This window comes from Lactobacillus sp. RTP31084st1_F9_RTP31084_210423 (assembly GCF_040919545.1).
GTDB classification, from domain to species: Bacteria; Bacillota; Bacilli; order Lactobacillales; family Lactobacillaceae; genus Lactobacillus; species Lactobacillus paragasseri.
In genome coordinates, this window is sequence record NZ_JBCOVH010000002.1 from 213011 (window position 1) to 234584 (window position 21574).

Annotated in this window: 17 protein-coding genes and 1 riboswitch; of the genes, 13 read left to right on the forward strand and 4 right to left on the reverse strand. The window is 36.4% G+C overall.

Translation table 11 applies throughout. The features are described from left to right. Window positions 1–24 precede the first annotated feature (24 nt). From AB5359_RS06295 to AB5359_RS06335, 9 genes are all read left to right on the forward strand, one after another. Window positions 25–1683, forward strand: a complete 1659-nt coding sequence (locus tag AB5359_RS06295; RefSeq protein WP_048687145.1) for an alpha-glucosidase — start codon at window positions 25–27, stop codon at window positions 1681–1683. A 10-nt stretch (window positions 1684–1693) separates the two neighbouring features. Next, window positions 1694–3418 carry a glycoside hydrolase family 13 protein gene (locus tag AB5359_RS06300; RefSeq protein ID WP_003649526.1) on the forward strand — a complete coding sequence of 575 codons (1725 nt, stop codon included), beginning with the start codon at window positions 1694–1696 and terminating at the stop codon, window positions 3416–3418. 152 nt (window positions 3419–3570) lie between these two features. After that, complete coding sequence (locus AB5359_RS06305; RefSeq protein WP_368279889.1) at window positions 3571–5841, forward strand: glycoside hydrolase family 65 protein; 2271 nt, start codon at window positions 3571–3573, stop codon at window positions 5839–5841. Further along, on the forward strand, window positions 5826–6500 hold the full coding sequence (pgmB, locus tag AB5359_RS06310; RefSeq protein WP_368279838.1) for a beta-phosphoglucomutase: 675 nt from the start codon (window positions 5826–5828) through the stop codon (window positions 6498–6500). The genes AB5359_RS06305 and pgmB overlap by 16 nt, the downstream gene beginning before the upstream one ends. A gap of 9 nt (window positions 6501–6509) precedes the next feature. Beyond that, window positions 6510–7613 (forward strand): ABC transporter ATP-binding protein, encoded by a 1104-nt coding sequence (locus AB5359_RS06315; protein ID WP_003647890.1) that lies wholly within the window; start codon window positions 6510–6512, stop codon window positions 7611–7613. Window positions 7614–7723: 110 nt separating this feature from the next. Beyond that, on the forward strand, window positions 7724–8941 hold the full coding sequence (locus AB5359_RS06320; protein WP_003650750.1) for an extracellular solute-binding protein: 1218 nt from the start codon (window positions 7724–7726) through the stop codon (window positions 8939–8941). A gap of 36 nt (window positions 8942–8977) precedes the next feature. After that, the gene (locus AB5359_RS06325) at window positions 8978–10333 is read left to right on the forward strand and encodes a carbohydrate ABC transporter permease (protein WP_003649523.1); all 1356 of its coding nucleotides are present in this window, start codon (window positions 8978–8980) and stop codon (window positions 10331–10333) included. Window positions 10334–10335: 2 nt separating this feature from the next. Further along, window positions 10336–11193, forward strand: coding sequence for a sugar ABC transporter permease (locus AB5359_RS06330; protein WP_003649522.1), 858 nt, complete (start codon window positions 10336–10338; stop codon window positions 11191–11193). Window positions 11194–11263: 70 nt separating this feature from the next. Next, window positions 11264–12880, forward strand: coding sequence for an alpha-glucosidase (locus AB5359_RS06335; protein WP_368279839.1), 1617 nt, complete (start codon window positions 11264–11266; stop codon window positions 12878–12880). 46 nt (window positions 12881–12926) lie between these two features. Here AB5359_RS06335 and AB5359_RS06340 read toward each other — a convergent pair whose 3' ends face one another. Beyond that, entirely contained in the window at window positions 12927–14291 is a 1365-nt protein-coding gene (locus tag AB5359_RS06340) for an HD domain-containing protein (protein WP_003649520.1), read from the reverse strand. Window positions 14292–14403: 112 nt separating this feature from the next. On the opposite strand from AB5359_RS06340, the gene AB5359_RS06345 reads away from it, so the two are divergent. From AB5359_RS06345 to AB5359_RS06360, 4 genes are all read left to right on the forward strand, one after another. Next, complete coding sequence (locus AB5359_RS06345; RefSeq protein WP_180374217.1) at window positions 14404–14826, forward strand: DUF1934 domain-containing protein; 423 nt, start codon at window positions 14404–14406, stop codon at window positions 14824–14826. Window positions 14827–14866: 40 nt separating this feature from the next. Then, window positions 14867–15409 (forward strand): DNA-directed RNA polymerase subunit delta, encoded by a 543-nt coding sequence (rpoE, locus tag AB5359_RS06350; RefSeq protein ID WP_003655719.1) that lies wholly within the window; start codon window positions 14867–14869, stop codon window positions 15407–15409. Between the two features lie 129 nt (window positions 15410–15538). Continuing rightward, complete coding sequence (locus tag AB5359_RS06355) at window positions 15539–17161, forward strand: CTP synthase (protein WP_003649518.1); 1623 nt, start codon at window positions 15539–15541, stop codon at window positions 17159–17161. A 133-nt stretch (window positions 17162–17294) separates the two neighbouring features. Continuing rightward, window positions 17295–18560 (forward strand): UDP-N-acetylglucosamine 1-carboxyvinyltransferase, encoded by a 1266-nt coding sequence (locus tag AB5359_RS06360; protein WP_368279842.1) that lies wholly within the window; start codon window positions 17295–17297, stop codon window positions 18558–18560. A gap of 73 nt (window positions 18561–18633) precedes the next feature. Here AB5359_RS06360 and AB5359_RS06365 read toward each other — a convergent pair whose 3' ends face one another. The 3 genes from AB5359_RS06365 to AB5359_RS06375 all read right to left on the reverse strand — a co-directional run bounded on the left by AB5359_RS06365 (window position 18634) and on the right by AB5359_RS06375 (window position 21532). Beyond that, entirely contained in the window at window positions 18634–19962 is a 1329-nt protein-coding gene (locus AB5359_RS06365; RefSeq protein ID WP_368279844.1) for a nucleobase:cation symporter-2 family protein, read from the reverse strand. Then, complete coding sequence (locus AB5359_RS06370; protein ID WP_020806560.1) at window positions 19963–20541, reverse strand: xanthine phosphoribosyltransferase; 579 nt, start codon at window positions 20539–20541, stop codon at window positions 19963–19965. Window positions 20542–20612: 71 nt separating this feature from the next. Beyond that, window positions 20613–20711, reverse strand: a riboswitch (purine riboswitch). A gap of 44 nt (window positions 20712–20755) precedes the next feature. Further along, complete coding sequence (locus AB5359_RS06375) at window positions 20756–21532, reverse strand: hypothetical protein (protein WP_048687124.1); 777 nt, start codon at window positions 21530–21532, stop codon at window positions 20756–20758. Window positions 21533–21574: the final 42 nt, after the last annotated feature.

The window sequence follows — 21574 nt, forward strand, 5'->3', positions numbered from 1 at the left end:
TAGGATTTATGGAGGAAGTTTATTATGAGACATTGGTATGACCAAGCAATTATTTATCAAATTTATCCTAAGTCTTTCCAGGATTCTAATGGTGATGGTATTGGTGACCTAAATGGTATTAGGAAAAGAATACCGTATTTGAAGGAATTAGGGGTTAATGCTGTCTGGCTGAATCCGGTCTTTGTTTCCCCGCAAGTTGATAATGGCTATGATGTATCAAACTATTTTGCCATTGATCCCAAAATGGGAACTATGGAAGATATGGATAATTTAATCAAGGAAATGCATGAAGCTGGAATTCATGTAATTATGGATTTTGTTTTAAATCATACGTCTGATCAACATCCCTGGTTTCAAGATGCCATTAAAAATCCTGATAGTATTTATCGGGACTATTATATTTTTGCCGGCCAAAATAATCAGCGACCAAATAATTGGGGAAGCTTTTTTGGAGGTAGTGTTTGGGAAAAAGATCCTGCTGGAACAGGACAGTTTTATTTTCATCTTTTTGATAAAAGAATGCCTGATTTGAACTGGAAAAATCCTGAAGTTAGACATGCAATGAGTGAAATTGCAAAGTATTGGCTAGAAAAAGGAATTGATGGTTTGAGATTAGATGCCTTTATTCATATTGCTAAAGCAGACTTAAGACAGAATTTCCCAGTTAATAGTAAAGCTGAAGAACCCGTAGTAGCCGAACCATTTTTTGCTAACTTACCGCAAGTACAAAAATGGATGCGACCTTTCTGTGAGGAAATAAAGCAAGATTATCCTGATGCACTCTTGTTAGGAGAAGCAGCGAGTGCGAATGTTAATTTAGCAGTCGATTATACAAATAAAGATAACCACTTGATGGATAGCGTAATTACTTTTAGGTACTTTACAGAAGATCAAAGTCAGGTGGATCCTAGTTTTTCAGCTCAATATCAGCCGAAATCATTAGATTTAGTAAAATTTAAGCAAAATCAGGCTGTCTGGCAACAAACTTTAAGTGGCGTGTCTAAGCCCACTTTGTACTGGAATAATCATGATATGGCTAGAATAGCTACTAGAATTGCTAAAAATGATATTCAAGCTCGGAGCTTAGCCATGCTAATGTATTTACAAAATGGCCTGCCGATTATTTATTATGGCGAAGAACTCGGAATGAAGAACTTGGAGTTTGAAGACGTAACACAATTTGAGGATGAAACAGTTAAAGAATTTATTGAAAGTGCCAAAAAGGCTGGAAAAACTAGTCAAGAAGCATTGTTAATGGTAAGTAAAACTCATAAATTGCCAGCTAGAGGGCCAATGCCTTGGAATAATGCAAAAAATAATGGATTTAGTGATGGGAAACCTTGGCTTAAAGGAAAGAAAGTTGATCATGCTAATGCGGCTGATGAAATAGCAGATAGCCATAGCATGTTTAATTTCTACAGAAAATTAATTAGCCTAAAGAAAGAAGCATTGTTTGAAGATGGGGGCTATTATTTATTGCCAACGTCAAACGATAGTTATGTTTATGAGCGTAATTTAGGAGATCAAAAAGCATTAGTCGCTGTTTCTTTAAGTAAAGATGCTATGGAACTTGACGTAGATCCTGAATTTAAGCAAGAAAAATTAGTAGCAGGCAACTACCAATTGAAAGATGGAAAATTAAAATTGGCTCCGTATGCAGGAGTAGTATTAACAAAAGACTGAGGAGTAAAATATGCAACTAGCAGCTTTAAGACATAGAACTGAAAGCGAAGACTGTACTGTAATTGATCATTCGCACGTAAAAATTAGACTTCATACTGCTAAAAATGATGTAAAAAAAGTTATTGTTCACTATATTGATAATTATTTGCCACCTGCAGATGCAGCAACGCTAGAAATGAAAAAAGCAGGTAGCGGCCAAGTAAACGATTATTGGACAGCGACTTTAACAGCACCATATCATCGAATTAAGTATACTTTTGAAGTTATTGGTAATGATGGCAGCCACGTTATTTTTGGTGATCGTAGTATTGAAAAATTTAGCGATGAGAAATTAAGAGAAGATGGCTTATATTTTAAAGTGCCATATTTTCATGATATTGATCGTATTAAAACGCCCGCTTGGCTCAAAGACATTGTTTGGTATCAAATTTTTCCAGAACGCTTTGCTAATGGAGATAAAAGCAATGATCCAGTTAACGTTAAGCCTTGGAATCCAGAAGATCATCCCGGCAGAGAAGACTTTTACGGTGGAGATTTGCAAGGAGTGTTAGATCATTTAGATGATTTACAAAAGTTAGGAATTACTGGCTTATATTTTTGTCCTATTTTTAAGGCAAGCTCTAATCACAAATATGACACCATTGATTACTTACAAGTTGATCCAGCTTTTGGCGATAAAGATTTATTTGCAAAAGTAGTTAATGAAGCCCACAAGCGCGGGATGAAAGTGATGTTAGATGCAGTTTTCAACCATCTTGGTGACCAATCAATGCAGTGGCAAGACGTGGTTAAAAATGGTGCCAACTCTCGCTTTAAAGACTGGTTCCATATTAATTCTTATCCTGTTGAACCTTACCGGGATCCAAGTAAGGGAGAAAAGAATCCGCCATATGAAACTTTTGCTTTTGAAAAGCACATGCCCAAATTAAATACTGCTAATCCAGAAGTACAAGATTTCTTATTAGAAATTGCAACTTATTGGGTAAAATATTTTGATATTGATGCTTGGCGCTTAGATGTAGCAAATGAAGTTGACCATCACTTTTGGAAGAGATTCCATGACGAATTAATTAAAATTAAGCCAGACTTCTATATTGTTGGCGAAATATGGCATTCAGCTCGCCCGTGGCTTCAAGGAGATCAATTTACGGGTGTAATGAATTATCCATATACTTTGCAAATTGAGGATCATTTCTTTAAGCACAACTTAGATGCTAAGGAACTTAGTGAACACTTAACTGATCAATTAATGATGTATCCAGATATTGTGGACCAAGCGATGATGAATATGCTTGATTCGCATGATACAGCTCGAATTTTGACTTTAGCAAAAGGTAATCAAGACTTAGCTTTGCAAGCGATAGCTTATGAATTTGCTCAACCCGGGATACCATGTATTTACTATGGGACAGAAATGGGGATGAGTGGCGATAACGATCCTGATTGTCGTAAGCCGATGGATTGGAGTAAGTTGAATGGACCAGTCTGGAAGAGAGTTCATGAATTAGTCAAATTCCGTTTAAAACATCGAGATACTTTAAATCAAGGTGACATTAAGTTAACGGTAACAGAAAATGGTCTACTAAAAGTTGAACGAATAGGAAAAGAAACAATAAATGCATACTATAATACCAGTGCTCATGATGTAAAAATTGATAAGAAACCAGCGCTTAGTCAAAACTATGAAGACGGTATTTTAGCGCCAGATGGCTTTTTGGTAGAAGTAAAAGCTTAAATTTATGATAAGAAAAAGCAGCGATAAGAGGCTGCTTTTTTTTTATAATTTTTTGATACCGGTAACATGAAAATAATCATTGTTAAGCGCTTTCAGTAAATAGATAATAGACTTGTAAACAAAAAACCTCACAGAAGTGATGGAGAATGATGATGAAGAGAATTTTTGAAGTTGATCCTTGGAAAGTAACAACGCATAAATTTTCTAAGGAAGATAAAAGATTACAAGAAAGTATTACCGCAATTGGTAATGATTATATGGGAATGAGAGGAAACTTTGAAGAGGGTTATTCTGGTGATACTCTTCAAGGAACCTATTTAGCAGGTGTTTGGTTCCCAGATAAAACTTTTGTTGGTTGGTGGAAAAATGGTTATCCAAAATACTTTGGTAAGACTCCAAATGCACCAAGCTTTATTGGAATTGGAATTACTGTTAATGGTGAAAAGCTTGATTTAGCAAAAGTTAAATTTAGTGATTTTGAATTATCACTTGATATGCATCAAGGTCTTCTCTCAAGAAGCTTTGTCTATGAAGGAAAAGATGTCAAAGTTAAGTTTGAATTTGAACGTTTTCTTCATATTATTCAAAAAGAAGCAGCCTTAATTAAAGTTAAAGCAACTGTACTTGAAGGACATGCAAAAATTGATTTTGATTCAACTTTAGATGGAACAGTTGTTAACGAAGACAGTAATTATGATGAACGTTTCTGGGTTCCACTTGGTGAAGATAAAGATAGAAGAACTATCCAAGTAAAAACTAAGCCAAATCCATATGAAGTTCCTCAGTTTACGGTTTTGCTTAAGCAAGCATTACGCCATAACGGGGAAGCACTTCAAGGTGAAGTTTCAAGTCAAGAAGCCAAGTTAAGTGAAAAAATTTCAGTTGAACTAGATCAAGATCAGAGCTATGAGCTTGAAAAAGACGTCATCGTTGTAACAAGTCGTGACGTTGAAGAGAAAGATCAAGCTGATGTTGCAGAAAACTTAATGAGCAAGCTTCAAGCAAAAAGCTTTGCAGAAAACTTGGCTGAACATACTGCTACCTGGGAAAAGCGTTGGGAAACAAGTGATGTTGAAATTGCTGGGGATGCAGCCGCTCAACAAGGCATTCGTTTCAATATTCTTCAATTATTTATGACTTACTATGGTGAAGATGAAAGATTGAATGTTGGTCCAAAAGGATTTACTGGTGAGAAATATGGTGGTGCTACTTATTGGGACACCGAAGCATTTATTGTTCCAATGTACTTAGCCATTACTAAACCAAGTGTTACTAAAGCATTGCTAGAATATCGTCATAATCAATTACCAGGCGCTTATCACAATGCTAAGGAACAAGGTCTTCCAGGTGCGTTATTCCCAATGGTTACCTTTAACGGTATTGAATGCCACAACGAATGGGAAATTACTTTTGAAGAAATCCACCGAAATGCTGATATTCCGCACGCAATTGCAATGTACACCGAATATACTGGTGACGATAGCTATGTTAAGAACGAAGGCATGGATGTCTTAGTTGGGACTGCAAGGTTCTGGGCAGCTAGAGTTCATTGGTCTAAATGGCGTAATAAATATGTAATGCATGGTGTTACTGGACCAAATGAATATGAGAATAATGTCAATAATAACTGGTTCACTAGTACTATGGCAAGATGGCTCTTGAAATATACGCTAGAGCGTTTGCCGCTTGCAACTAAAGAAGCTCAAGAAAGAGTTCATGTCACTGAGGAAGAAAAGGAAAAGTGGCAAGACATTGTTGATAAAATTTATCTTCCAGAAGATAAAGATTTGGGCATTTTCTTACAACAGGATGACTTCCTTGATAAAGAAGTTCGTCCAGTAAGCGAAATTGAAGATCAAAGACCAATTAATCAACACTGGTCATGGGATAAGATTTTAAGATCGCCATTTATCAAGCAAGCAGATGTATTACAAGGAATCTACTTCTTCCCAGAAAATTACACTAAAGAACAAAAAGAGAAGAACTTTGATTTTTATGAACCATTAACCGTTCATGAAAGCTCATTATCTCCTTCAATTCACTCAGTTTTAGCAGCTGAACTAGGAAAGAAAGATAAGGCTGTTGAGCTTTATGAAAGAACTGCAAGACTTGACTTAGATAATTACAACAACGATACAGTTGACGGTTTGCACATTACTTCAATGAGCGGTTCATGGCTAGCAATCGTGCAAGGCTTTGCAGGTATGCGTTATGATCACGATCAATTAAAATTCAAGCCATTTATTCCAGATAACTGGAATCATTACAGCTTCAAGATTAATTATCGCGGTCGCTTGATTGAAGTTTATGTTGATCACCAAGAAACTAAGATTTCACTGCTTAAAGGTGAAAATCTCGAAATTTTAGTTAATGATCAAAAAGTTATGCTCAAAGAAGGTGAAACTGAATGCTTAAAGGCTTAATTTTTGACTTAGATGGGGTTTTAACTAACTCGGCTGTTTACCACTTGACTGCTTGGAATAATTTGGCTAAAGAATTAGGAATTAACCTAACAGATGAACAGCTTAATAGCTTAAGAGGTATTTCAAGAATGGATTCATTAAATTTGATCTTGAAATACGGTGGTCAAGAAAATAAATATTCTGAAGCAGAAAAAGAAAAATTTGCTGCAGAAAAGAATACTAAGTTTGTTGAACAAGTTGAAAAGATGACGCCAGCAGATATTTTACCGGGCATTCCTGAATTACTTAGTGATGCAAAGAAGCAAAATTTAAAGATGGTTATTGCTTCTGCCTCAAAAAACGCACCTAAGATCTTAACTAAATTAGGAATTATGGATGAGTTTGATGGCATTGTTGATCCAACTACTCTTCATCGAGGAAAACCAGATCCAGAAATTTACGAAAAAGCACAAAAATTACTGGGTTTGAATGCAGATGAAGTTATTAGCTTTGAAGATGCTCAAGCTGGTGTTCAATCAATTAAGAGTGCTGGACAATTTGCAGTAGGGATTGGAGATAAAGAAGTCTTAAAAGAGGCTGATTACATTGTTCCAACTACTAAAGAATTAAAACTTTCAGAAATTGAATCAGTTTTTAATAAAAAAATAAGAGGGAAGTAGGGAAAGAGAATGGTTGAAGTAGATTTAAACCATATCTATAAAAAGTACGAAGGAAATGATAAATATTCAGTTAATGACTTTGATTTACACATCAAAGACAAAGAATTTATCGTTTTTGTTGGGCCATCTGGTTGTGGTAAGTCAACTACTTTAAGAATGGTTGCTGGTCTGGAAGATATTTCTAAAGGTACTTTAGAAATTGACCATAAAGTAATGAACGATGTTGCTCCTAAAGATAGAAACATTGCGATGGTATTCCAGAACTATGCTTTATACCCTCACATGTCAATTTACGACAACATGGCTTTTGGATTGAAGCTTCGTCACTACAAGAAAGATGAAATTGATAAACGGGTTAAACATGCTGCTGAAATTTTGGGCTTGTCTGAATACCTTGATAAAAAGCCATCGGAATTGTCTGGTGGTCAAAGACAGCGTGTTGCCTTAGGACGTGCAATTGTGCGAGATGCACCAATCTTCTTGATGGACGAACCTTTATCAAACCTAGATGCAAAATTACGTGTCACAATGCGTGCTGAAATTGCTAAATTACACCAAAACTTAGGAACTACTACTATCTATGTTACTCACGATCAAACTGAAGCTATGACTTTAGCTGACCGAGTAGTTGTTATGTCAGTTGGTCAAGTTCAGCAGATCGGAACGCCACTTGAAGTTTACAACAAGCCTGTAAATATGTTTGTTGCTGGTTTTATCGGTTCTCCGCAAATGAACTTCTTCAATGTTCACTTTAAGGGTAATCGAATTAGTGATGGCAAAGGTTTAAATATCGAAATTCCTGAAGGTAAGGCTAAGATGCTTAAAGATAAAGGATATGAAGATAAAGACTTAGTCTTTGGTATTCGTCCAGAAGACATTCACTCAGAAGAAGCCTTCCTTGAGACTTGGCCAAACCAAACTGTTAAATCTACAGTTGTCGTTTCTGAATTGCTGGGATCAACTATTCAACTTTATCAAAAAGTAGATGGCACAGAATTTGTAGCTATCGTAAATGCCCGTGATTACCATACTCCAGGCGATAAGGTAGAAATGGGATTTGATGTCAACAAAGCTCACTTCTTTGATAAAGATACAACGAATGCCATTCGTTAACTTGCAGAAGAGGACGCTTCTGCAAATATTAATTAAGCTTACAACGAGTGTGAAACTTGGTTCACGGTTGTAATAATGTGTTTAGCCTTTTATGGCTAGGAGGAAATATCATGAAGTTATGGAAAAAATTGGCTTTAGGTAGTGTCGTAGCTTTATCAGCTATTTCATTAACTGCCTGTGGTAAGAGTTCTAATTCAAACGAATCAAAGAGCTCAGATAAACAACTAACCCTTTGGGTAGATACTGCTCGTGTTAGTTGGTACAAGGGTGTTGTAAAAGACTTTGAAAAAGAACACCCTAACATTAAAGTTAAGGTTACCCAAAACCCTAATGGTTCTGCTAATGCCAAGACTGACGTTGGTAAGGACCCTTCAAAGGCCGCAGATGTTTTTGGTGTTCCAAACGACCAATTAGGTCAAATGGCAGATTCAGGTTATATCAACCCACTTTCACCATCTGATACTAAAGAAATTAAGAAAAACTCAGTTCCAGAAGCATATAAGGGTGCTGAATGGAAAGGTAAGCTTTACGCATATCCATACGCAGAACAAGCACAAACCGTTTACTACGACAAGTCTAAGCTTTCTCCAGAAGATGTTAAATCTTGGAAGACCATGACTTCTAAAGGTGTAGTTGCAACCGACTTTACTAACGCTTACGTAATGTGGCCAGTAATGTTCTCAGCAGGCACTAAGCTATTTGGCGACAGCGGAGAAGAAGTAAAGGGTTCAACATTTGACTCACAAAATGGTGTTAACGCAATGAAGTGGTATGCAGAACAAAAGAATAACAAGGGTGTTATGCAAACCTCTAACGCACTTAACCAATTAAAGAAGGGTCACGCTCAAGCTATCTTAGATGGTCCATGGAATGCAGCAAACATTAAGAAGATCTTAGGTAAGAACTTAGGCGTTGCACCATATCCAACTATTGAACTTGGTGGCAAGACTGCTCAAATGGAAGCTTTCTTAGGTATTGAATGTTTCGCAGTTAACTCTCATACTTCTAACGCTAAGAATGCTGCAATATTGGCTAAATACTTATCAAACAAAGAAAACCAATTAATCGTTCACAAGAATGCTGGTGAAATTCCTGTAAACAAGGCAGCTCAAAATACTGCAGAAGTTAAGAATGATCCAGTTGCTAAGGCTGTAATTCAAATGGCTCAACCAGGCTACTCAGTTCTTCAACCAAAATTGCCACAAATGTCAATCTTCTGGAACGACTCAGCTCCATTAATTAGTGGTGCATACGACGGCAAGATTAAGCCATCACAATACAAGACTAAGCTTGCTAAATTACAAAAGAGTATTTCTAAGAAAGAATAATCTTAAAAAATCACATAAGCAAAGGTTTGATTAATTATGTTTAAGAAAAAACATGCTACGCCTGCGGTTACCTTAAAGGAAACGTGGAAAGATGGAGATACCGCAACCAAATTAACATTCTTCATCATGGGTTTAAATGCTATAAAGCATCGGCAATGGCTAAAAGGATTTTCGCTTTTATTTTCCGAAATTGTATTTTTAATTTGGTTCTTTTTAAGTGGAATTCATTCAATTGCTGGCTTGAGCAATTTAGGTGCAATAAAAACAAAACGAGTTATATTTGATAAAGCACAAGGAGTATATGTTACTCAGCAACCAGATAATTCAGTTTTGATCTTATTATTTGGTATTTTAGCTTTATTCATCGTTGCTGGCTTTATTTACCTATATATCATTAATCTGAAATCTAATAAGCATACTTTCTTATTAGAAAAAAGACATGAACATATTCCAACTAACCGCGAAGAGATTGCATCTTTGTTTGACCAAAGATTACATGCAACCTTGATGACAATTCCAATTGTTTTAATTATCTTATTTACTGTTTTGCCAACTGTCTTCATGATTTCCATGGCCTTCACTAATTATGATCGTCAACACTCAATCGGATTTTCATGGACTGGATTCCAAGCATTTGGAAACGTGTTAGGAGGAGACTTAGCTGGTACTTTCTTCCCAGTTCTAGGTTGGACTTTGATTTGGGCAGTGGCAGCTACTGCTACTACTTTCTTCTTTGGAGTTTTGCTTGCACTTTTGATTGAATCAAAGGGGATCAAGCACAAGAACTTATGGAGAACAATCTTTGTAATTGTCTATGCTGTACCACAATTCGTTTCTCTATTAATGATGGCTCAATTCCTTGATTATCAAGGACCATTGAATACATTACTTATGAACTGGGGCTGGATTAGCCACCCAATTCACTTCATTGATAATCAGGCTAGTCCACTTGTCGCAAGAATTACAGTTATCGTGGTTAACATGTGGATTGGTATCCCAGTTTCAATGCTAACTTCAACTGCTATTATTCAAAACTTACCTCAGGACCAAATTGAAGCTGCACGTATTGATGGTGCAAGTCCAGTACAAATTTTTAATCACATTACATTCCCACAAATTCTCTTTGTAATGTCTCCAGCTTTGATTCAGCAATTTATTGGTAACATCAACAACTTCAATGTTATCTACTTGCTGACTGGTGGTGCGCCAATGAATAATAATTACAACGGCGCTGGTTCTACTGACTTGCTAGTAACTTGGCTATATAACTTAACATTTGGCCAAGAGCAACGCTACAATGCCTCAGCTGTCTTAGGTATCTTGATCTTTATCATTAGTGCAACATTCTCACTAATTGCATATCGTCATACTAATGCGTACAAGGAGGGCTAAAAATGAAGTCTTATCATAATCAAAGAAAGATTGCATTAATCTTTAGATATGTTCTATTAGCCATCTTGGCCGTTTTATGGATATTCCCAATTATTTGGATTATTTTAGCTAGTTTTTCATACAACAACACAGGATTCGTATCTACCATTTGGCCAGATAAGTTTACTTGGCAAAACTATATTGGTATCTTTACTAACTCACAGTATCCATTTGTCAACTGGGTATTAAATACATTGTTTGTCGCTGTTATCTCAGCAACATTATCAACTTTTGTTACAATTGCGGTTGCTTACGTATTATCAAGATTACGTTTCCGCTTCCGTAAGCCATTCTTACAAATTGCTTTAGTTTTAGGGATGTTCCCAGGCTTCATGTCAATGATCGCTTTATACTACATCTTAAAAGCTTTGAACATGTTAAACCTTGGCGGCTTGATCTTAGTTTATGTTGGTGGTGCAGGATTAGGTTTCTACATTGCTAAAGGATTCTTTGATACAATGCCACGTGCAATTGATGAAGCCGCTGAAATTGATGGTGCAACTAAGTGGCAAGTATTTATTCATATTGGATTGCCACTTTCAAAACCAATGATCGTTTATACCGCACTTACTTCATTCATGGCTCCATGGGTAGACTTCATTTTCTCAGGTATTATCCTCTCTACCTCTGGAAATCCGAAGACTTACACGGTTGCGTATGGTTTATACAACATGGTCCACTCATCAAAAGGTATGATGGCTCAATTCTTTACTCAATTCATTGCTGGTTGTGTGGTTATCGCTATTCCAATTACAATTTTGTTCATTGTAATGCAGAAGTTCTACGTTAACGGAATTACAGCAGGTGCTGATAAGGGTTAATCAAATTAAAGTTTATGTGAAAAAAGTGTTCTGCGTTTGCAGGACACTTTTTATTTAAAGGAGGAAATTTATGACACCATGGTGGAAAAAAGCAGTTGTTTATCAGGTCTATCCTAAGTCGTTTCAAGATAGCAATGGAGACGGAATTGGAGATATTCCTGGGATTGTCTCAAGACTTGAATATTTAGAAAAACTAGGAATTGATGCAATTTGGCTATCTCCAGTTTACTTATCTCCTGGAGTAGACAATGGCTATGATATTTCAGATTATCAAAAAATAGACCCACAATACGGAACAATGAAAGATATGGATAATCTAATTAAAGAAGCTAAAAAACATCATATAAAGATTATTATGGACCTTGTCGTAAACCATACTTCTGATCAACATCCTTGGTTTGTTGAAGCAAAGAAGAGTAAAGATAATCCATACCGTGATTTTTATATTTGGCGTGATTCAGTAGATGGACATGAACCCAACGATTTAAAATCTGCTTTTTCAGGATCAGCTTGGAAATTTGATGAAAAAACAGGACAATATTATTTGCATTTTTTTGCAGATCAACAGCCAGATTTGAATTGGAAGAATCCGAAACTAAGAAATAAAATTTATGACATGATGAATTATTGGATTGATAAAGGAATCGGTGGCTTTAGAATGGATGTCATTGAACTAATTGGTAAAGAGCCAGATCAACGAATCCGTGAAAATGGTCCAATGCTTCACCCATATTTAAAAGAAATGAATGAGCATACCTTTGCCTGTCAAGATATGATGACCGTGGGTGAGACTTGGAATGCAACGCCTAAAATTGCAGAAAAATATTCTGACCCAGCACGTCATGAATTGTCGATGGTCTTTCAATTTGAAAACCAAAATTTAGATCAAGAGACAGGAAAAGAAAAGTGGGATTTAAGACCGCTTGATTTGGGAGAATTAAAAAAAGTATTAGTTAAATGGCAGACAGAAATTGATTTTAACCATGCTTGTAATAGCCTTTTCTGGGAAAACCATGATATTCCACGTGTTATTTCACGTTGGGGAAACGATCAAGAGTACCGCGTTCAATGTGCTAAAATGTTTGCGATAATTCTACATTTAATGCATGGAACTCCTTATATTTATAATGGCGAAGAAATTGGTATGACTAATTGCCCTGTTAAGTCTATTGCTGAGGTCGAAGATATTGAAAGTATCAATATGTATCATGAAAGACTAGAGCAAGGATATAAAAAAGCTGATCTAATTAAGTCAATTAACGCCAAAGGTCGCGATAATGCAAGACGGCCAATGCAATGGTCTAATGAAGAGAATGCAGGATTTACTAGTGGAAAACCGTGGTTAAAAGTAAATCCAAACTATCAAAAAATTAATGTTAAAGCTGCTCTAGCAGATCCAGGTTCAACTTTTTATACCTATCAAAAATTGATTAAGCTTAGACATGAAAATCCAGTCGTAGTCGATGGTGATTTTGAACTCGTTGAAAATACTGGCGATAGTGTGCTAGCCTTTTGGCGTAAATTAGGAAATGAGAAGTGGCTAGTTGTTGCTAATTTGTCTGGTGAAAAACAAGGACTTAATTTAGATAGTGATTTCAAAGAAGTTTTAATTAGTAATTATGAAAAACGAGCTAGTTTAAAGAATATTGTTCTAAAGCCATATGAGGCTTTTGCAGTTAAGGCGTAAAGAAAAAGTACATTGATTTCTGCAATCAATGTACTTTATTTCATAACTATTTTTTCTTATTTGGACGTCTTAAGTAACGCAATGTATTGTTTCTAATATACTTCTGAAATTCTTGATAAATTGGATCAAAAATTTGCGGCTCATCAGTTTCTTTAACCATTACTTTAGGAAAGAAGAAACGTTCGTCTCCTTGAAGTGTACCATTTAAGGATTTAACTAGGGGACTTAACTCAGATAGTTCTACTAAGCTACCATCAGCTTGCATGATTTCAATCGGACTGTGAGCATTTTTACCGGTGGGCTTGTAAGCATCATATGGCTCATCAAATGCGGAATTAGTAGCAGTGTAGTAGTTAGGATCAAAACCTGCTTGTTTAATTAAATTCTTTAATTTGGGTAGTAAACTCTTAGTATCTTCATTAATCTTGACACTTTCAAGGGGATGACGATATAAATAACGGCTTGAAAGATCTGATAGAATTTGGTCACCTGAATTAGTCCATAATAGAAAATTGGTTTCCATTACGCCATCATCTAAATTAAGATAATCTTCAAGTGTCCAATTTCCTTTTAGAAAGGCCTCTAGTTGTGGAGTAACTTGGAGCTTACCTGCTTCATATATGATTTGCGCTCTTTCAAGTAAGTGATGCAAGATGACTTCCATTGAACGATTTACGCGGTGAAAGTAAACTTGTTGATACATCTGGTAGCGACTAATAATATAGTCCTCTACAGCGTGGATACCCTTATCAGTGAAGCAAATTCCATCACGGTAAGGACGAATCACTTCTAAGATTCTAGTTAAATCAAAACTGCCGTAAGTTACTCCGGTAAAGTAAGCATCACGAAGTAAGTAATCCATTCTATCAGCATCTGCTTGACTAGAAATTAATTTCACAACTTGTGGGTTAGAGTAGGTCTTGGCAATTACGCTAGCTACTAATTCTGGAAAATTAGGACTAACTTGTCTTAAAGCTTGATTGACCTCAGTATTTTTGTCAGTAATAATTTGTTGGCCCATTTTTTCATGGTTAGTACCAAAGAGATGCTCAAAGGTATGAGAATATGGGCCATGGCCAATATCATGAAGTAAGGCAGCACATTCTGCTAAAAGACGTTCGTTAGGATCCCATAACCCATCTCCGGGTTCTTTGCTAGTGTATTTTTCTTCAAAAATATCGCAGATTCGGCGTGTTAGTTCATAAACACCTAAGTTATGTTCAAAGCGAGTATGTGTTGCTCCCTGAAAAACATAGGAAGCGGGTCCTAGCTGTTTGATACGACGCAGGCGTTGGAATTCTTTTGAATTAATAATGTCTAGAATGACTTTATCTTTAACATGAATATAGTTGTGGACAGGATCACGCAATACTTTTTCATGATCCAACTTTTTACTTTGAAATTTTTCCATTTTTCTTATACTATTTTCTCGGATAATAAAATAATCGGTTAACTCTTAATTAACTTGATTATAACAATAATGCTACTGTAAGGCTATCTTAGCACGGATGAAGGTGAAAATAATGAATAAAGAAGTTGAGATAAAGATTACCAGTGAAATTCATCAAGAAGATGATTCGGCTGTTTTTGAAAGAGAAGGTTTGGGAAGCCTTGAAAGAATTGGTAATAATTGGCGATTAAAGTATAACGAAAAAAACAAGAAAGGCGACGTTGAGGTTAAACTATTAATTAAGCCAAATGAATTAGTAATGCAGCGAGGAGATATTAAAGGCGATCATACATTAATGAAATTTGAACCAGGAGAGAAACAAAAATGTAAAGTTATGGCTGCTGGTAAGCAAATGGATTTAGTATCTTTGACCAATAAATTAGATTTTTCCAAAATTTCTCCAGGAAAGATGCAACTTAAAGTTGAATATGATCTCTTTTCTGGTCTATACTTAGTAGGTAACTATGCAATAAAGATTGAAGTAACAGATCTTTAGCAAATTTAGATAAATTGATTACGTGAAAGGACGTGCCACTGTGGGGTTAGATGATTTTAAAGGCCAAAATAAAGACGAATTGTCAATGATCGAAGTTGCTCGTGCAATTTTACAAGATAGCGGCAAGCGAATGGCCTTTGCTGATATCGTTAACGCCGTCCAGAACTTTCTGGGTAAGAGTGACGAAGAAATTCGTGAGCGTTTGCCACAATTTTACACTGATATGAACACTGATGGTGAATTCATTTCAATGGGTGATAATGTTTGGGCATTGCGTTCTTGGTTCCCATATGAATCTGTTGATGAAGAAGTAAACCATCCAGAAGATGAAGATGATGTGCCACGTAAGAAGCACCACAAGAAGGTTAATGCCTTTATTGGTGATTCTGACGATGATGACATTATTGACTATGATTCAGATGATCCAGAAGATGAAGATTTGGACGTTGATGACGACGACAATAATGAAGATGATTACTCAGATGATGATCTTGACGATGCTGACGACAATGAATTAGATGACGGTATCGAAGGACAATTATCAGAACTTCATCAAGATGATCTTGATGACGATGACGATTAAAGTACTTGACGGGAAGAGAATTTCCCTTTAGTATTTTGTATGGGCACTCTATGTGCATTTAAGCTCCCATGAACTTGGGAGCTTTTTTTGATTTTAACGAATAATAAAAGAAAAGAGAGGAAGCACGGCATGACAAAGTATATTTTTGTAACTGGTGGGGTTGTTTCATCATTAGGTAAAGGTATTTCAGCCTCAAGTTTAGGACGCTTACTTAAAAATCGTGGTTTAAAGGTTACCATGCAAAAGTTCGATCCTTACATTAACATTGACCCAGGTACAATGAATCCATATCAACACGGTGAAGTTTACGTTACTGATGATGGTACTGAAGCCGACCTTGATTTGGGTCACTACGAAAGAATTGTTGATGTTAGAACAAGTAAATATTCTAACGTGACTACAGGTAAGATTTACCAAGAAGTACTTGATAAAGAACGTCGCGGTGACTATCATGGTGCAACTGTTCAAGTGATTCCACACATCACTGACATGATTAAGAAAAAGATCATGCGTGCTGCCTTAACGACTGATTCAGATGTAATTATTTCTGAAATTGGTGGTACAGTAGGCGATATTGAATCAACTCCATTTATGGAAGCAATTCGTCAAATGCGTCGTGAAGTTGGTGAAGAAAATGTAATGTACATCCACTGTACTTTAGTACCTTATCTTCATGCAGCTCACGAAATGAAGACTAAGCCAACTCAACACTCAGTTGCTGAACTTAGAAGTATTGGTATTCAACCTAATATGCTTGTTTTAAGAGCAGAAAAACCAGTACCTCAAGATTTAAAGAATAAGATTTCAACTTTTACAGATGTTCCAGTAGATCGAATTATTGAGTCTATTGATGCTCCTTCACTTTTTGATTTACCACTTGCCTTTCAAGCACAAGGGATGGATCAAAAGGTTTGCGATTTCTTACATTTAGAAAGTCCAAAGCCAGAAGCTGATATGGAGGCTTGGAAGAAGCTTGATGAGCGTGCAAAGAACTTGAAACACGAAACTACTATTACTTTAGTAGGAAAGTATGTAGAGCTTGAAGATGCATATATTTCAGTTACTGATGCATTGCAACACGCAGGCTACTTGTACGATACCAAGATTAAAGTTAATAAGGTTCAAGCAGAAGATATCACTGAAGATAATATTGCAGAAATCATGGAAGGTTCTGACGGTTTAATTGTACCTGGTGGTTTTGGTACACGTGGTCTTGAAGGAATGATTACTTCAATTAAGTATGCTCGTGAACATGACATTCCTTTCTTAGGTATTTGTTTAGGTATGCAAATGGCAAGTGTCGAATTTGCTAGAGATGTACTTGGATTAAAAGATGCAAATAGTGCAGAGGCTGATCCAGAAACTAAGAATAATATCATTGATATCATGGCTGACAAGCGTGACGAAGAAAATATCGGTGGAACTCTTCGCTTAGGGTTATACCCAGCAACTTTAAAGAAGGGTACCAAGACTCGCGCAGCTTATGATGATCAAGATGTTATTCAAGAAAGACACCGTCACCGTTACGAATTTAACAATGATTATCGTGAAGCTTTTGAAAAGGCTGGCATGGTCTTCTCCGGCGTTTCTCCAGATAACCATTTAGTAGAAATTATTGAAATTCCAGATAAGAAATTCTTCATTGCAGCTCAATACCACCCAGAATTTTTAAGTCGCCCACAAAGACCAGAGGGTTTATTCAAAGCCTTTATTGGTGCAGCTAGTGGTCTTCCAGCACAACATTTTAATTAGGCTTTTCAAAAATTAAATTTCGGTAACAAGAGGGCCATAATACACGGGTTCTCTTGTTTTTTTTGCGTTTTTCATTTAATATATTTTGTGATACATTTGGGTATTACAAATAGAGAAAAGGATTGTTTCCCCAATGAAACAGATGATTATTCATGGTGGAAAGCCCCTGAAGGGCGACGTATGGATTGGCGGTGCTAAAAATTCTACTGTAGCACTTATTCCAGCGTCAATACTTTCGCGGACTCCTGTTACCCTAGAAGGGGTTCCGCGAATTGCTGATGTAGATAATTTGATGGATCTGCTTAGTGAAATGGATGTGAAGTGTGATTTTCACGAAACCACTTTACGGATAAATCCTGATGACATTAAGCGTAGTCCCCTTCCAGCAGGTAAGATTAAGAGTTTGAGAGCTTCTTACTACTTTATGGGTGCATTGTTAGGTCGTTTTGGTAAAGCTGTAGTAGGCTTTCCAGGCGGCGATGATATTGGCCCTCGTCCTATTGATCAACACATTAAAGGTTTTGAAGCACTAGGCGCAACTGTTGAAAATAAGGACGATCAAATTATCATCACAGCTCCTAGGACTGGGCTTCGTGGTGCAAAAATTCATTTAAAGATGCCGTCTGTCGGCGCAACAATGAACATAATTATGGCTAGCGTAATGGCTAAGGGACAAACTATTATTGAAAATGCAGCTAAAGAGCCAGAAATTATTGATTTAGCAACATTTTTAAATAATATGGGGGCCGTTATTCGTGGTGCTGGTACTGATGTAATTCGAATTGAGGGAGTAGAAGAGTTAAAAGCTCAAACTCCGCATACTATTATCCCTGATCGAATTGAAGCTGGAACCTACGTGGCTTTAGCTGCATGCATTGGTGATGGAATTAGAATTCATAATATCATTGAAGAACACCTTGATTCATACTTAGCAAAAGTAGAAGAAATGGGTGTAGTAATTGATGCGGACGAAGATTCACTTTATGTGTATCCAGCAGGTGACTTAAAGATGGTTCAGGTTAGAACCGACGTCTATCCAGGATTTGCAACTGACTTGCAGCAACCAATTACTCCACTTCTTTTAACCGCTAAGACGGGTGAGGGTGTAGTAATTGATCAGATTTATCCTAAGCGAGTAGGACATATTCCTGAACTTCAAAAGATGGGTGCAAACATCCATGTTGAAGATAATATTATTTTAGTTCACCCAACTCATCATTTACATGGAGCACACGTCAGCGCAGGTGAAATTAGAGCAGGAGCATGTTTAATGCTAGCTGGTTTAATGGCTGATGGCGAGACTATCATTTCAAACGCAGGTAATATTTTGCGTGGTTATGATAGAATTGAGCAAAAGTTGCGTCAATTAGGTGCAGAAGTATCTGTAATTGATGTTTAAAGTTTTTGAATAAAATAAAAAGGACTTGGAAAACTCCAAGTCCTTTTTGTATGGTTTTAAGAAAAAATTTTAATTAGTGTTGTACCTCAATTTTTTCTGGCGCAGCAGGAATATGTTGCTCTTCTAAACCAGATTTTCCTTTAAAGAGGAGATTGAGGATAGTAGCACTTAAGCTAGCTACAACAATACCGTTTCCAAGGAATAACTGAACAGTTTCAGGTAAAGATTGGAAAACTTGCGGATAAACAGTAACACCTAATCCTAAACCAATTGAAATGGCTACGATTAAGATGTTGCGAGTATCATCGAAATCAACTCTCTGGAGCATCCGCATTCCTTGGACGGCGATTATAGTGAACATTACTAGCATTGCACCGCCCAAGACAGAATCAGGAATAATAGTTACTAAAGCACCAAATTTTGGTAATAGTCCCATTAACATTAAAAATCCAGATGCCCAGTAAATTGGTCGTTTAGTAGTAATGCCTGATAATTCAAGCAAACCAACATTTTGAGAAAAAGTAGTATATGGGAAAGTGTTGAAGATACCACCGAGAATTTGAGCTAATCCTTCAGCACGGTAGCCCTTCTTGAGGTCATCGCTTGAGATATCTTTGTGGAGCAAGTCCCCAATAGCAAAGAAAACACCCGTTGATTCAACCATTGAAACTAGTGCAATGATAATCATGGTTAAGCTAGATGACCACTCAAATTGTGGCATACCGAAATAAAATGGTTGTGGTAAGTGGAACCAAGAAGCTTGTGCAACTGGTGTTAGTGATACCATTCCAAGCATACTTGCAATTAGAGTTCCTGCAATTAATCCAACTAAAACAGCAATTGATTTGATAAATCCTTTGCCCCAAACCTGTAATGCCAAAATAATTGCTACAGTTATAAAACCAGTTAAAAGATTTTTGGGATCACCAAAGCTCTTAGCAGCAGAATTTCCTCCGCCAAGATTTTGGATAGATACTGGAATTAAAGAAAGCCCGATAACTGTGATTAAACTTCCCGTTACAACTGGTGGAAACAATTTTTTGATTTTTGAAAAATATCCTGCTACTAAGAAGACGAAAATACCTGCGACAATAATAGCGCCATACATCGTTCCGATAGTAAATTTCTTACCAATCATTTGAAGAGGAGCAACTGCTTGAATTGCACATCCTAAGACAACTGGCAAGCCAATTCCGAAGTAGCGATTACGCAAGAGCTGCAGTGCAGTGGCTAAACCACACATAAAAATATCAATTGAAACTAGATAAGTCATTTGTGTGGAGTTAAATTTTAAGGCTGTACCAATTAAAAGAGGAACAGCGATAGCTCCAGAATACATCGCCAATAAATGCTGCAATCCTAATAAAGCTGCTTTTTTGTGGTTAACTTGCATATGCTTCATTTATTTTTCTCCTACAAAATGTACTTGATTATTTTCAAAGTTAGCAATTCTAGCTAGGGCTTCAAGACGATAGCCATGTTCTTTAACCCAGTCGCTACCACCTTGGAACTCTTTGGCTACTACCACGCCGACGCCTGCTACAGATGCATCTGCTTGCTTGGCAATATTAAGCATTCCCTTAACAGCTTCACCGTGTGCTAAGAAATCGTCGATAATTAATAAATGGTCATCACTACTTAAAAATTTCTTTTCAACACAAATTTTATTGTTAACCTTTTTTGTATAAGAAAATACATCGGCCCAGTAAACGGCATCGTTGAGAGTAGATGGCTTTTTCTTTCTTGCAAAAACCATTGGAACGCCTAATTGATAAGCTGCCATAATACCAGGTGCAATTCCTGAAGCTTCGCAGGTAAGAACTTTAGTGATTTTTTCGTTTTCAAATAAACGTTTGAATTCTACTCCTACTTGCATCATAAGTTCCGGATCGACTTGATGATTAAGAAAAGAATTAATCTTTAAGACGTCACCGTCTAGTACTTCACCATCTTTACGAATCCGTTCCTCAAGTAATTTCAATTTTTTCCTCCTGCATAAAAAAGACTTCTTCTACCCGTGAATTAGGGTAAAAGAAGTCTATTGTACTGCTACTTATGACATCGATTACCTATAGTCCAGAATTAATTGGTTCCGGGTAGAAACTGTCGACCTTATTACGACGATATATAGATATTTTGATATTTAGAGTGTAGCAGAATCATTTTCCGAACACAAGTGCCTTTTTATGGATGAATCATTCTGAAACTGCTTTTTTCTTTTTTAGCGACATGACTGCTTCAAAGATTCCATATGCAATTCCAGCTAATGGCCAAATGATCCAGCTCTGGTTCCAGTTATTACTTAAAAAACTATAAGCAAGATAGATAAAAGAAATTATCATCCAGTAAATAGTTGCGTATTTTTCAATCAACTTTTTACCAGCTTTTTTCTCACTTGTGTAGTCATCAAGTTGTAGGATAATATTGAAACTATCATGAATGATATTAGTTTTAACTAAGAAAAAGACGCCAATGCCAACGAGTAAAAGCGTTGCTGAAGAAAAGCCAGTCATTAAGTCATCAAGTCTACTGCTAGCAAGTGCATCTATAAATAAGGCGCCACTCATTAACGGAATAGCAGACAAAATGCAAAAAGTAATGCCAATAATTTTAAAAATCATATGTTGGTTTTCATAGACTTTATTTTCTTTGATAATTTTTTCTCTTACATTGTTTGAAAGATTACAGTCTTCATATTCGTAATTTTCATGAACTTTAAGCCATCGATTCCCAGCTATGAATAACGCAACTGCTGCGGCGATAAAAGCTAGTAAAACAATTACTCCAATTCCAGTTGCAAAATTGATTGACCAGGTTAAGATGTCTAATCTAGTAAGACTAATTAGAATTAATAAGACAATTGGTGAGAAAATACATAGCATTACGCCACTAGCAATTAATGTAGAACTGCGTCTTCTGGCAAATAAGAAATCTTGGGTAGCAGAATAAGATATGTAATTTTCGTTAGACATGATAATCACCTCTTTAATATATAAATAGAAGTTTGTATAGAC